The organism is Pseudoalteromonas sp. C8 (genome assembly GCF_011378685.1).
Taxonomy (GTDB): domain Bacteria; phylum Pseudomonadota; class Gammaproteobacteria; order Enterobacterales; family Alteromonadaceae; genus Pseudoalteromonas; species Pseudoalteromonas arctica.
In genome coordinates this window covers 38,526-51,845 of record NZ_WTKT01000008.1, presented here as the reverse complement: position 1 = coordinate 51,845, position 13,320 = coordinate 38,526, and the positions used below count along the sequence as shown (strand labels likewise).

The following is a 13,320-nucleotide window of genomic DNA, read 5'->3' as shown; positions in this document are numbered from 1 at the left end:
AGCATTAAAGTATAATATTAAGCGCTCTTTAGAGCGCTTTTTTGCATGTCAGTTATGTATTATAAATTTAAGTGTTCCTATCTTTAACTGGTAATATCATCTATGGCAAAAAAACAAGAAAAAAAAGGCTTAGATACCTTCCAATGGGTAGGCTTAAGCGCTCGAGGGAAAAAACTTGAAGGCGAACTTACCGGGAATAGTATTGCATTAGTAAAAGCTCAGCTTCGCAAACAAGGCATCACACCCTCAAAAGTCAAACGCAAAGCAAAACCATTATTTGGCATTCAAAGTGTTCAAAAAATAACGCCAAAAGATATCGCACTAGTTACTCGACAAATAGCAACTATGTTGATGGCGGGCGTTCCGCTAATACAATCAATCGAAATGATTGGCACCGGTTCGACTAATAAAAGCATCAGTAAACTAATGGAGACTATTGCTGATGAAGTAAAAGCGGGCCAGCCATTATCTACGGCGCTTAGAAAACACCCTCGCTATTTTGATGATTTATATTGTGATTTAGTCGCATCTGGGGAGCAGTCAGGTGCGCTTGATAGAATATTTGATCGTGTTGCTATTTATAAAGAAAAGTCTGAAGCATTAAAATCAAAAATTAAAAAGGCGATGTTTTACCCTATTTCGGTATTGGTGATTGCCGGTATTGTTACCTCAATATTATTAATATTTGTAGTGCCGCAGTTTCAAGACATTTTTGCTGGTTTTGGCGCTGAACTCCCTGCATTTACATTATTTGTAATTGGTATCTCAGAATTTATGCAAGCATATTGGTGGACGATTCTTATTGGAATGTTTGCTTTTGGATACGCATTTAAAGAAGCAAAACTGCGAAGTTTAAAACTAAGAGATGCAACCGACCGAGCAATACTAAAGCTCCCTGTTATTGGCATGATTTTAAATAAAGCGGCTGTTGCTCGCTATGCACGAACTCTTTCGACCACTTTTGCTGCTGGTGTGCCGCTGGTTGATGCACTTGATTCAGCCGCAGGCGCTTCAGGTAATGCCGTTTACCGTTATGCCATTTTAGATATTAAAGTAGAAGTAAGCTCTGGTAATCAGATGAACTGGGCAATGCGTAACTCAAAAATATTCCCTGATATGGTAATACAAATGGTCGCGATTGGTGAGGAGTCAGGCTCATTAGATGGCATGCTTGCGAAAGTTGCTACTATTTACGAGCAAGAAGTCGATGATGCAGTAGACGGTCTTTCAAGCCTACTTGAGCCACTTATTATGGCCGTACTAGGTGTACTTGTTGGTGGCTTGATTGTTGCGATGTACTTACCTATTTTCCAATTGGGCTCAGTTATTTAATACCTTTAAAAATATAAACACCTATTTAAAAACACACGTAGTCGCGATTTTACATCGCGCAATAATTGTAACAATCGCGCAGTAATAGCAACCGTCGCGGGGTAAACCCGCGGCTAAGCTACCGTGGTATAAACCGCGTAGTCGCGATTTTATATCGCGTTTTTAATTACGATTTTACATCGCGCAATAATGGTAACAGTCGCGGGGTAAACCCGCTGCTACGGTGCCGTGGTATAAACCGCGTAGTCGCGATTTTACATCGCGCTGTTAATTGGTATTATTAAAAAATTTTAGTTTTAGGTAAACAAATGCAAAGTATTATAGAAGTAATGCAAAGCCAACTGTGGTTTTACTTAACCACAATTGGCTTAATTAGTTTATGTATTGGTAGTTTTTTAAATGTGGTTATTTATCGCTTACCATTGATGATGCAACGGGAGTGGCAAAGCGAATGCAGGCTACTGCTAGAGGATGAACTTACAGCTAATAAATCTAAACAAGCCAATATCAATGAACCTTTTAACTTAGTAAAACCCAATTCTACCTGCCCTAAATGTAAAACTGCCATTAAACCTTGGCAGAACATTCCTATTATTAGTTGGTTAGCACTTAAAGGTAAATGCGCAAGTTGCAGTAATCCTATTTCGGCTCGGTACCCTGCTGTAGAGCTTATAACAGCCCTATTAAGTTTAATTGTTGCTTATAGCTTTGGTGCGACCGAGCAAGCCCTTTTATATATTTTTGTAACGTGGATTTTAGTTGCACTAACCTTTATTGATATTGACCACATGTTATTGCCAGATCAGCTTACACTTCCGCTTGTTTGGCTTGCCCTTATTGCCTCTGTAATGGGTTACACAATTACACCTACTGATGCCATTATTGGCGCGGCTTGTGGCTATTTAAGCTTGTGGAGCGTGTTTTGGTTATTTAAGTTATTAACCGGTAAAGAAGGTATGGGTTATGGCGATTTTAAGTTGCTTGCAGTATTTGGGGCATTACTTGGCTGGCAGTCATTACTTACAATTATTCTGCTTTCGAGCGTAGTAGGTGCCATTATAGGTATTGCGCTGTTGAGCATACAAGGTAAAGACAAAGCAACGCCGATTCCATTTGGCCCCTATTTAGCGATAGCTGGCTGGATCACCATGCTTTGGGGCAACCAAATTCAAGGCGCTTATTTTAATTTAATTGGTTATTAAAATGAGTGAACAAATAGCTAAAGTAAACAGCTGGGTATTAGGTTTAACAGGTGGTATTGGCTGTGGTAAAACAGCCGTAAGCAATATGTTTGAAGATCTTGGTATTACAATTGTTGATGCCGATATAATTGCGCGCGAAGTAGTACTCCCAAATAGCAAAGGGCTAAAAGCGATTACCCAACACTTTGGTGAACATATTTTATTGCCCGACGGCACATTAAATAGAGCAGAGCTTCGCGAAAAAATATTTACTAACAACAATGACAAAGAATGGCTTAATGCGTTATTGCACCCTCTTATACGGATAAAAATACTAACCGATTTAAACAATGCAACCAGCCCTTATGTTGTTTTAGTAGCGCCTTTATTGTTTGAAAACAACCTTGATAAATATTGCGACCATACCTTACTTATTGATATACCAACCTCTGTACAAATAGCACGTACAGCAAAACGCGACAGCACAAGTATTGAGCAAGTTAAAAGTATTATTGCATCGCAAATGTCACGTGCCGATAAGCAGCAAAAAGCGGATGATATTTTAAATAATGACCGAAGTTTAAACCTAGTGCATATAGAACTTGTTGATCTTCATAAAAAGTACCTACAATATGCATTACACAACAAAACTAACTCACATTAACACTGTCCTAACTCACACAAACTCGTATTTTAGTTAGTAAAATCACAACAAAGAATGAAAGGTGATGTAATCACCTTCTTTTTTCTGATAAATTGCTTACTATTGAAGGAATAAAACAGGTGCGCAATGAATATTAACTCACCGTTATTGAGAAAATTTATAACCCTCGGCCGCATTGATGCCGACACGGTTAAAAACAAACAAAATGAATTTGCCTCAACAGCTGAGCTTATTTCTAAATGTGGAAAAATCGATAGTAATGATTTAGCTGAACAATGTATCGATTTGTTTCGCGTACCCTATTTTGACTTAAAAGACTTTGACCCAACAAAAATCCCGGCCGATCTTGTAAAAGAAAAACTCATACGAAAACATCACATTTTGCCGCTTGTTCAAAAAGATCGAAAAGTTTATATAGCCGCATCAGACCCAACAGATTACGGCGCATTCGAAAACTTTGAGTTTAGTACCGGTCTCTCATGCGAAATTGTTGTTGTTGATTATATTCAACTCGATAACAAAATTGAGCAGTTGCTAGATGCCACTGGCAGCTTAAATTTAACTGATGACGAGTTTCAAGAATTTGCTGATTTAGACTCAGAAAGCCAAAGAGATACAGCTCCACAAGATGACGATAAAGATGATGCGCCTATCATCGTTTACATCAACAAAATTTTAATGGATGCCATTAAAAAAGGCGCCTCTGATTTACACTTTGAACCGTATGAGCACAAGTACCGTATTCGCTTTCGTATTGATGGCATTTTGCATGAAGTGGCAAGCCCACCCAATACATTAGCAACCAAGCTTTCTGCGCGTATTAAGGTTATGTCGAGACTCGATATTGCCGAAAAACGTAAACCACAAGATGGTCGTATAAAACTAAAAATTACTGAACGCAAAAGTATCGACTTTCGTGTAAGTACCATGCCTACCTTGTGGGGCGAAAAAATAGTAATGCGTATCCTTGATTCATCAAGCGCTATGTTAGGCATTGATGTATTAGGCTATGAGCCTGAGCAGAAAAAGCTCTATATGGATGCGCTTGCCCAGCCTCAAGGGATGATATTGGTAACAGGGCCAACGGGTTCTGGTAAAACAGTATCGCTATACACAGGTTTAAATATATTAAACCAGCCTGAGCGTAATATTAGTACTGCGGAAGATCCGGTTGAGATTAACCTTGAAGGTGTAAACCAAGTACAAATTAATATTAAAGCCGATATGACTTTTGCCAACGCATTGCGTGCATTTTTACGTCAAGATCCTGATGTAGTTATGGTAGGTGAAATACGTGACTTAGAAACCGCAGAAATATCAATAAAAGCGGCGCAAACAGGTCACTTGGTTTTATCAACATTGCATACAAACTCAGCACCGGAAACAATCACCCGTTTATTAAATATGGGTGTGCCGGCTTATAACGTAGCAAGTTCGATCAGCTTAATCATAGCCCAACGCTTAGCACGTCGTTTGTGCCCCAAGTGTAAAACGCCGGAACAACTTCCGAGTGAAGAACTGACTCGCCAGGGGTTTAGTTCAGAGCAAATTGAAGAAATGACATTATATACACCTAAAGGGTGTGATAGCTGTACCGATGGTTATAAAGGCCGAGTGGGTATTTACGAAGTAATGCAAATTACTCCTGAAATAGCCCAAATTATTATGCGCGGTGGTAACTCGCTTGAAATAGCTGACGTATCACTTAAAGCCGGATTTAATAATTTACGTTTATCAGGTTTACGCAAAGCAGCCGATGGCCTTACATCCCTTGCTGAAATTAATCGCGTGACTAATTTTTAAAGGTCCATAGTAAAAGTGAGAAGGTTCTGAACACTAAACTCAGAGCCTTACTTATACCTAGAGACTCATATCTAAGTAATGTAAAATGCAGAAAAAGATTGTAAAGAGTAAATTATGCCTACTGTTGTAAACTGCCCGACCTGCAAAACTAAAGTTGAATGGTCAGAGCAAAGCCCATTTCGCCCTTTTTGCTCCAAGCGCTGTCAGCTAATTGATTTGGGTGAATGGTCGTTTGAAAATAATAAAATTTCTGCGCCAATCACCTCAGCAGAAGAGTTTAGCCAAGACATGATTGAAGATATTGAAGCTATGCTGGCTAAAAATGAAGATGACTTTTTTAAGTAAACGCTGAATTTTTCATTTAAAAGCACAAAAGCCAGCGCGATGCTGGCTTTTTAGTGTTCAATATAATTGAACGATTAGTCTTTTTGCTTACGATGCTTTTTATTCATACGCTTTTGCATTTTAGCAAACTTCTCTTTTTGCTCAGCGTTAAGAACTTGCATTACTTGGTGCTGCGTTTTTAGTTTAATTAAACCAAATTGCTCACCTTTTTCGCGGCGTTCGTTTAATAGCTCTTTAGCTGAATTTTCGTCAAATGTTGCCGCCGAAAGTAACGCATCCATTTTTGCTTTGTGCGCTTCACGCATTGCTTTACGGGCTTCTTTATCGTCGCCGCGCAATGCTTTCATTTGTGTTTTTTGTGCTTCAAAAATAGCTTTTAGCTTAGTTTGCTGTTCATCTGTTAGGCTTAATTTTTCAACGCCGCGATCAGAAAGTAAAAAACGAGCTTGAGAATGGCCTTGCTTATGCCCGTCGCCTTTAGCTAATACGCTACCAGCGCCAAGAGTTGCTGTTGCTAAGCCACAAATAAGTACTAATTTTGATAGTGTGTTTACTTTAGTCATAATCATTACCTTAATATTGAATTGGTTGGTTGAGCGATTGTGGCTGCTAAGCCAGTGAGTTAACTATACCTAACTCAACGCAAAGTAACGCAAAGCAGTGTAAAGGTTGTGTAAAGATTCACCTTTGCACTATTTAGCGGGTAAAATAACGCTATAAACAACTCTAAGGGTTTGTAAATGAAACTATTAATGATTGATGACGATACGGGCCTTTGTGAGCTATTAAGTGAATATTTAACTGCCCAAGGTTTTGAAATACAAAGTGTACACGACGGTGAGCAGGGTCTTAAACTAGCACAAGCAAACGACTACGCCCTTATATTGCTAGATGTAATGCTACCAACGCTTGATGGTTTTGAAGTACTCAAACAACTTAGGCAAACAAAGCTCACCCCTGTAATAATGCTTACTGCAAAAGGTGAAGACTTTGACCGTATTTTTGGTTTAGAGCTAGGCGCTGACGATTATATTCCAAAGCCTTTTAATCATCGTGAATTACTAGCCCGCGTAAAAGCGATAACACGCCGTATAGAGCACATTAATAGCTTAAATGCAGCTACAACGAGTAAGTTACTCGTTAATGGTATTACTGTTAACCTTGCAGCGCGAGAGGCCTCAATAGAAAGCTCTACACTAACCCTTACCGGTACAGAGTACGAAATACTCACGCTATTGTGTAAAAATGCAGGCGAAGTTGTTAGTAAAGAGCAAATTAGCGAAGAAGTGTTAGGCAGGCGCTTAGCTTCTTTTGATCGCTCTATCGATATGCATGTAAGTAATATCCGTAAAAAAATTGCGGAGCATATTCCAGGCGAGCGAATTAAAACAATGCGAGGTACAGGTTATGTCTTTATCCAAGGCGAATAAAAGCACTTACTTTACTTGGTTAAAGCACCCTGGGCACTACCTATTTTTTAAAATATTTATTTGGTTTTGGTTAACTATAATCGGCACCGTAGCAGCGCTCATATTTTTAAGTAATATTACCGCTATTAATGCGGTATCTAACGAGCCACTTTATGGGCCGATGAAAAAAAACCTGATATATACCGCTAAAAGCATTGAGCGATCTGCTGTTAAACATAAGCGCACCCTAAGCGAAGTATTAGTTCACCCTCGCCTATCAAAGCGTAAACTTTTATATTTAAGCGCAGCACAATCCGATGACTCACTTAGTAATAAAGAAGTGCCAGAGAACATCGACTTAAGTTTATTAAACTTTACTCAAAACATGTCACCGCAAATTATTTTCACTGAAAAATACCAAGCCTTCGGCCCTGTTAATATAAAAGTGCCTGAAGGAAGTTTTTATCTTTATGAAATAGATATTAACCATCAACCGCCGCTAATAATGCGCTTTAAGCTAATGCCTAATTGGATGAAAATAGTCATCGCAATTGTTGCATCTCTCATTTTAAGTTTTGTATTTAGCCGTAATTTAATAGCCCCTATAAATAGCCTTAAAAAAGCAGCTATTAAATTATCTGCGGGTAACTTAAGTGCAAGGGCCGATATTTCTGAAAACCGTAAAGATGAACTCGGAATACTAGGGCGAGATTTTAACAGCATGGCTAATCAGTTAGAGCTTTTAATTAGCTCACAAAAACGCTTGTTAGCCGACATATCACATGAGTTACGATCGCCCCTTACACGTTTAAAAATGGCTACCGGACTTGCACAAATGCAAGCTAACGATGCTAGCCAATCGTATTTATTACGCATAGAAAAAGAAGCAAACCAGCTCGATAAAATGATTGCAGACGTGCTGCAAGTTTCTCGCTTAGAAGCAAAAAGCCAAGCGCTTTCACTGCAAAAACAATCATTACAAATAATTGTAGATCACGTTATTAACGATGCGCAGTTTGAAGCAAAACAAAATAATAAGCAGCTAAATATAGTGGGCGCTGTAGACGTAAATATTAATTGCGACGAAAGCCTTATTGCCAGCGCACTTGAAAACCTATTACGCAACGCTATTAAATACGCAAATAATACTATTAGCATTACTCTAAAGCATGCTGATGCCATTTATATAGAAATATGTGATGATGGCTCTGGTGTGCCAAATGAGCAACTGGGCAAACTTTGCGAGCCCTTTTTTAGGCAATCAGATGCGCGCGACCGCGTAAGTGGTGGCACGGGTTTAGGTCTCGCGATTGCTAAAAATGCTATTACTGCGCATGGCGGCAGTTTAGTATTATCAAATAAAGAACAAGGTGGCCTGTGTGCTAATATAACCTTGCCATTAATAAAAGAGTAAAGCATGTTTTATAGTAGTGAGCGTGAGCTTAAAAGTAATCAAATAACAATTAATAACTTTTATAAAAACACGCTAATTAAAGCTTATTTAGATACGCCTAACGGGCAATTATTTTATGCTTATGCCATACCTGATAAAGCTAAAACTGCCATTGTAATAAGCTCGGGACGCCTTGAAGGGTTAGATAAATATAAAGAGCTGTTATGGGAGCTTTATAATAATAATTTTGCCATATTCATAGCCGACCACCAAGGACAAGGCCGCTCTTATCGCCATCTACTAAATAAGCATAAAGGCCATGTTAATGAATTTAAAGATTACAGTGCCGATCTAAACTTATTTAATACACAAATTGTCGATACTTATTGGCCGGGCAAAAAAATATTAGTGAGTCATTCAATGGGCGGCGCTATTGCTTTTGATTACCTTGCGCATTTTGAACACAATTTTAGTGGCGCGTTTTTATCAGCGCCTATGCTTGATATTTACACAAAAAACACACCAAAACCTTTAGCTAAATTAATAGCCAGTACCGCAACCCTTTTGGGTCAAAAAGACAACTACGCACTAGGGCAAACCGATTACATACCCGATGAGTTTGCTACAAATGTATTAACCAGCAGTCCAGTGCGTTACGAGCTATTTAGGCAAACATATCAAGAAGAGCCATTACTACAGCTCGGCGGTGTTACTTACGGCTGGCTAAATGCGACGTTTGCATTTATAACTTCTGTGGATAACTTGAGCGTGACTATTCCACTTTATATTGCCAGTGCGCAAAACGACGAAGTGGTAGATAACAATGCCCAATATAAATTAGCAAACAGGCACGAAAACACTGTACTGAAAAGCTTTGAAGGCGCTAAACACGAGCTATTTTTTGAACGTGATGAAATACGCCAGCCATTGCTTAAGAGCTTGTATCAGTTTTGTGAGTCGGTGACGGCTTAACAAGTACCGACAAAGGGTCTAGGTGGATCAGTATATCTACCTCAGACTCAAAGCGTTCGCTAAGCATTGCCTCTACTTCATCAGCTACGTTATGTGCGCGAATCAAACTTAAATGATCATCAAGCTCTAAGTGCATTTGGATAAACTTAACTTTTCCGCCTTGGCGCGTACGAATATCATGCACACCATGTACATCAGCATGGGCTCTGGCTATATCAAATATGCTTTGCTTTTCATCGTCCGGCAGTTCTTTATCCATTAAATGATCGGCACTATCGCGAGCAATATCCCAGCTGTTATAAAGTAAGTAACCCGCTACACCTATCGCAAAAACAGGATCGGCATACAACACACCATAATAAGCTAACAAAATAGCTAATAGCACAGCGGCATTTAATATTAAATCGCCTTTGTAATGTACTGAGTCGGCTTTTATAGCAATTGAATCGGTGTATTTAACTACTTTATTTTGCACAAATACAATGACGAGCGTACACGCAATCGCAAAAATACTTACCCACACACCTAATAAAGAATGGCTTAACTGTATAGGATTAAATAAACGCTCAATACCATGAAAAGCAAGTAGGCAACCTGAGCCTGCAATAAACGCGGCTTGTCCAAGCCCTGCAAGTGCTTCAGCTTTACCGTGCCCAAACCTATGGTCATCATCTGCTGGACGCAGTGCGTAACCTAACACTAAAAAACTCATGGCGGTGGCAGTAATATCCATTAACGAATCAGTTAACGAGCCAAGCATTGAGGCCGAGCCAGAAGCCAGCCATGCCCATGTTTTTGCGCCAATCATTAAACTAACCATTACCATGGTAACAATGCTTGAAGTTTTAACCCAAAATTCGTAGCTACGGTTATGCACGTTTTAATCCGATAATTAGGAGTACTCAATAGTATGAGTATATCATTTTTTTGAAGGGTTTCGTGTATACTGAAAATCGTTAAACTACAGATTATTTAAAAGGCTCACTATGCTGGATATTGTTTTATACCAACCTGAAATACCGCCTAACACTGGTAATATTATTCGCCTATGTGCCAATACCGGCTATGCACTGCATTTAATTGAGCCGTTAGGTTTTGAATGGGACGACAAACGAGTAAAGCGTGCGGGCCTTGATTACCACGAATTTAGCCATGTTCAACGCCATGCCTCATTTGAAGATTACCTTGAAAAATGTAAACCAAAAAAAATATATGCATGTACAACCAAAGGTAGTCAGTTTCACCATGAAGCAAGTTACGAAGCGGGTGACTGCTTGGTATTTGGCCCAGAAACTCGCGGCCTGCCTGACGATATGATCCAAGCACTGCCAAAAGAGCAGCGTGTACGTATTCCCATGCAAGCCAATAGCCGCAGCATGAACCTATCAAACGCAGTAGCCGTGTTTGTTTACGAGTCGTGGCGCCAGTTGGGTTTTCCTAACGCGCAGTAAATAGCTTTGAGCTAAACAACAAAAAACCGACATAATGTCGGTTTTTTAGTTTTATAAACCCTTATAAAATTATTCAGAACGTTGCTCTCGGCCTAATAGCGCCATTGCAGCTTCTTTCATATCTTTATTTTCATAAAGCACTTTATAAATTTGCTCGGTAATCGGCATTTCTACACCGCTACGCTGCGCTAATAAATACACTTCTTTGGTATTTCTAAAGCCTTCCACTACTTGACCAATTGACTCAATAGCAGCATCAACGCTTTCGCCTTTACCTAGTGCTAAACCAAATCGACGATTACGTGATTGGTTATCTGTACACGTTAGTATTAAATCGCCAAGGCCAGCCATTCCCATGAAGGTTTCTGGCTTAGCACCAAGAGCGCAACCTAAACGAGTAAGCTCTGCAAGGCCTCGGGTTATAAGTGCGGTACGCGCATTAGCGCCAAAACCAACACCGTCCGAAATACCGGCACCAATGGCAATTACATTCTTAACCGCACCACCGAGCTGTATACCAATAAAATCATCATTGTTATACACACGGAATGAGCGACCACAATGAAGTAAATCAGCGAGCTGCTGAGCAAATTCAGGCGACGTAGAAGATACTGAAATAGCTGTAGGTGAACCCATCGCCATTTCTTTTGCAAACGTAGGACCCGACAGTACCGCAAGTGGAATGTCATCACCCAATTCTTGCAAAGCCACTTCTTGTAACAAACGTCCAGTATTAGGCTCAAGTCCTTTAGTTGCCCACGCCACTTTAGCACCGTCTTGCAATGCAGGTTTGATCTGCGCAAGTGTGTCGCCAAAAGCATGGCTTGGCACAACAACAAGTACAATAGCGCTGCTAGCAACGGCATGTTGTAAGTTAGCTTCAAGAGTAAGAGTATCTGGAAAAGGAGCATCAGGTAAGTAACGTTGATTTTTCCGCTCAGCTGCAAGCGTGGCAACGTCGTCGCTATTTCTTCCCCAAAGTGTCACGTGGTGACCATTTCGGGCTAAACAAATAGCAAGGGCGGTGCCGTAAGACCCCGCCCCTAATACAGTAACAGCTGTAGTTGCTGTACTCATAAGTTATGCGTCTGCTGAAGCCTGGTCAGCTTGCGCAGTACGTTGTTGCATGTATTGTGCAAATAACGCATCAAAATTAACTGGCGCAAGGTTAAGCTGTGGGAAAGTACCACGGTTAACAAGGTTTGAAACAGCTTCACGTGCATATGGGAACAACACGTTAGGACAAAATGCACCTAGCATGTGCGCAAGTTGCACTTCTTCAACTTCAGCAATAGTAAAAATACCTGCTTGTTGAATTTCACATAAGAACGCAGTTTCTTCACCAAGAGAAGCGGTTACAGTTAGCGCTAAAACAACTTCAAATACACCTTCGTCTAGTTTATTAGAGCGTGTATCTAGGTCTAGCTTAACTTCTGGCGTCCATTCTTTTTGAAAAATGGCCGGAGAATTTGGCGTTTCAAACGATACATCTTTAGTGTAAATACGTTGAATAGTAAATTGTGCGCCGTCTTGTGCAGCTGCTACGTTTTGATTTTCTTCGTTCATTGTTATTCCTAACTTGTTCGTTATTATAATTAAATTAAGCGTTTAGCTTAGCGTCAAGTTTACCTTGCGCTTCAATAGCCATCATGTCGTCGCAGCCACCGATATGTTCATCATTAATAAAAATTTGCGGTACTGTGCTTGCACCACCTGCTTTGGCAATCATTTCATCGCGTAGCTCAGGCTGTACACCAATATCATAATTTGTGTATTCAACGCCTTTGCTGTTTAAAAGCGAAAGAGCACGCTGACAAAATGGACAATACGCCTTGGTGTATAAAACAACATTACTCATAATAAATCCTCTATCGGCCTAGCTAAACTGATTAGCGACCTGTTGTAGTTGGTAAGCTGGCAGATTGCCACGCACCCATGCCACCTGCTAATAAGTAAACTCGTTCAAAACCAGCTTTACTCATAGCGGCTGCAGTACCTTGGGCAGTCATACCTGTAGTACATACAACTATAATGGGTTTAGTCTTGTACTTTTCAAGGCTTGAAAAGTCAGATTTTTTCGCATTCTCTGGGCTTAAGTGCTCAGCACCAGAAATACGCCCTGCATTAAACTCTTTTTGCGCACGTATATCGATTACTTGACCGTCATCACGGTTAATAAGTAACGTAAGCTGCTGAGGATTTATTTGACGAACAGCTGAAAGTTTACTCTTTATCCAGCCACTAACAATAAGGAAAACAATACCAACCCAAGCAAGGCTTAAAATGGGATGATTTGTAATAAATTCAATATATTGATCCATTCTACTTCCACTATGAAATTATGTTTTAAACCTAGGGCATGTTGGCCTTTGTGGATTGAAATTTGTTCAATCTAGGGGCGATTAAATCGCGGCGCGAGATTTGTAACCTAGTGGGCTAAGTAAAAACCGAGCAACAAAGAGGTATTAGTCCCTAGAAAGAACCCAACGGGCAGCGTATGTTTGGTATTTATGCTACGTTATCGCCTATTTATGGGGAGTAACCACACTTCATAGGCTCTGCCTTGCCTAAAAACCAAACATACTGCTGCAAATTCAACCACCAAAGTGCAACACGCCCTAATATTTTAAGGATTTTGTACTTTAGCCACGCAAGTATACCCAAACCAACCTAAAATGCGAGTTTAGGAGCACTTAGAGACGTTTAAAAAACGATAAAGCCCCCCATATATAGCAGTAAGTGAAAAAATTTAATATCTTGTTTTCAATGC

Annotated in this window: 15 protein-coding genes; 9 read left to right on the top strand and 6 right to left on the bottom strand. The window is 39.9% G+C overall.

Translation table 11 applies throughout. The annotated features are described in order from the left end of the window. Positions 1 to 102 precede the first annotated feature (102 nt). The 5 genes from GQR39_RS09480 (at position 103) to yacG (ending at position 5,325) form a co-directional block, all read left to right on the top strand. Positions 103 to 1,332: a type II secretion system F family protein gene (locus tag GQR39_RS09480; RefSeq protein WP_165735460.1), complete on the top strand. Its 1,230-nt coding sequence runs from the start codon at positions 103 to 105 to the stop codon at positions 1,330 to 1,332. A gap of 308 nt (positions 1,333 to 1,640) precedes the next feature. Beyond that, positions 1,641 to 2,534, top strand: a complete 894-nt coding sequence (locus GQR39_RS09475) for an A24 family peptidase (RefSeq protein WP_165735459.1) — start codon at positions 1,641 to 1,643, stop codon at positions 2,532 to 2,534. A 1-nt stretch (position 2,535) separates the two neighbouring features. Beyond that, positions 2,536 to 3,177, top strand: coding sequence for a dephospho-CoA kinase (gene coaE / locus GQR39_RS09470; RefSeq protein ID WP_165735458.1), 642 nt, complete (start codon positions 2,536 to 2,538; stop codon positions 3,175 to 3,177). 126 nt (positions 3,178 to 3,303) lie between these two features. Beyond that, entirely contained in the window at positions 3,304 to 4,980 is a 1,677-nt protein-coding gene (gene pilB, locus GQR39_RS09465; RefSeq protein ID WP_165735457.1) for a type IV-A pilus assembly ATPase PilB, read from the top strand. A gap of 114 nt (positions 4,981 to 5,094) precedes the next feature. Then, positions 5,095 to 5,325: a DNA gyrase inhibitor YacG gene (gene yacG, locus GQR39_RS09460; RefSeq protein ID WP_076925028.1), complete on the top strand. Its 231-nt coding sequence runs from the start codon at positions 5,095 to 5,097 to the stop codon at positions 5,323 to 5,325. 74 nt (positions 5,326 to 5,399) lie between these two features. Here the strand turns inward: yacG and GQR39_RS09455 are convergent, their stop codons facing one another. Beyond that, positions 5,400 to 5,888 carry a Spy/CpxP family protein refolding chaperone gene (locus GQR39_RS09455; RefSeq protein WP_165735456.1) on the bottom strand — a complete coding sequence of 163 codons (489 nt, stop codon included), beginning with the start codon at positions 5,886 to 5,888 and terminating at the stop codon, positions 5,400 to 5,402. 177 nt (positions 5,889 to 6,065) lie between these two features. Here GQR39_RS09455 and GQR39_RS09450 point away from each other — a divergent pair, with 177 nt between their 5' ends. From GQR39_RS09450 to GQR39_RS09440, 3 genes are read left to right on the top strand one after another with little or no spacing between them, the layout of a single operon-like run. Beyond that, positions 6,066 to 6,755, top strand: coding sequence for a response regulator (locus tag GQR39_RS09450; RefSeq protein WP_165735455.1), 690 nt, complete (start codon positions 6,066 to 6,068; stop codon positions 6,753 to 6,755). Next, the gene (locus tag GQR39_RS09445) at positions 6,733 to 8,148 is read left to right on the top strand and encodes an ATP-binding protein (protein ID WP_165735454.1); all 1,416 of its coding nucleotides are present in this window, start codon (positions 6,733 to 6,735) and stop codon (positions 8,146 to 8,148) included. The genes GQR39_RS09450 and GQR39_RS09445 overlap by 23 nt, the downstream gene beginning before the upstream one ends. A 3-nt stretch (positions 8,149 to 8,151) precedes the next feature. Next, positions 8,152 to 9,099: an alpha/beta fold hydrolase gene (locus GQR39_RS09440; protein WP_165735453.1), complete on the top strand. Its 948-nt coding sequence runs from the start codon at positions 8,152 to 8,154 to the stop codon at positions 9,097 to 9,099. Here GQR39_RS09440 and GQR39_RS09435 read toward each other — a convergent pair. Further along, complete coding sequence (locus GQR39_RS09435; RefSeq protein WP_165735523.1) at positions 9,059 to 9,925, bottom strand: cation diffusion facilitator family transporter; 867 nt, start codon at positions 9,923 to 9,925, stop codon at positions 9,059 to 9,061. The genes GQR39_RS09440 and GQR39_RS09435 overlap by 41 nt on opposite strands. A 160-nt stretch (positions 9,926 to 10,085) precedes the next feature. Here GQR39_RS09435 and trmL point away from each other — a divergent pair, with 160 nt between their 5' ends. Next, positions 10,086 to 10,550: a tRNA (uridine(34)/cytosine(34)/5-carboxymethylaminomethyluridine(34)-2'-O)-methyltransferase TrmL gene (gene trmL, locus GQR39_RS09430; protein WP_007582820.1), complete on the top strand. Its 465-nt coding sequence runs from the start codon at positions 10,086 to 10,088 to the stop codon at positions 10,548 to 10,550. A gap of 69 nt (positions 10,551 to 10,619) precedes the next feature. Here trmL and gpsA read toward each other — a convergent pair whose 3' ends face one another. From gpsA to GQR39_RS09410, 4 genes are read right to left on the bottom strand one after another with little or no spacing between them, the layout of a single operon-like run. Further along, on the bottom strand, positions 10,620 to 11,627 hold the full coding sequence (gene gpsA, locus GQR39_RS09425; protein ID WP_007582822.1) for an NAD(P)H-dependent glycerol-3-phosphate dehydrogenase: 1,008 nt from the start codon (positions 11,625 to 11,627) through the stop codon (positions 10,620 to 10,622). A gap of 3 nt (positions 11,628 to 11,630) precedes the next feature. Continuing rightward, a complete protein-coding gene (secB, locus tag GQR39_RS09420) occupies positions 11,631 to 12,116 on the bottom strand; it encodes a protein-export chaperone SecB (protein ID WP_007582825.1) in 486 nt (161 codons plus the stop codon). A 34-nt stretch (positions 12,117 to 12,150) separates the two neighbouring features. Continuing rightward, complete coding sequence (grxC, locus tag GQR39_RS09415; RefSeq protein ID WP_002957783.1) at positions 12,151 to 12,408, bottom strand: glutaredoxin 3; 258 nt, start codon at positions 12,406 to 12,408, stop codon at positions 12,151 to 12,153. A gap of 31 nt (positions 12,409 to 12,439) precedes the next feature. After that, positions 12,440 to 12,871, bottom strand: a complete 432-nt coding sequence (locus tag GQR39_RS09410) for a rhodanese-like domain-containing protein (protein ID WP_002957784.1) — start codon at positions 12,869 to 12,871, stop codon at positions 12,440 to 12,442. Between the last annotated feature and the right edge of the window lie 449 nt (positions 12,872 to 13,320).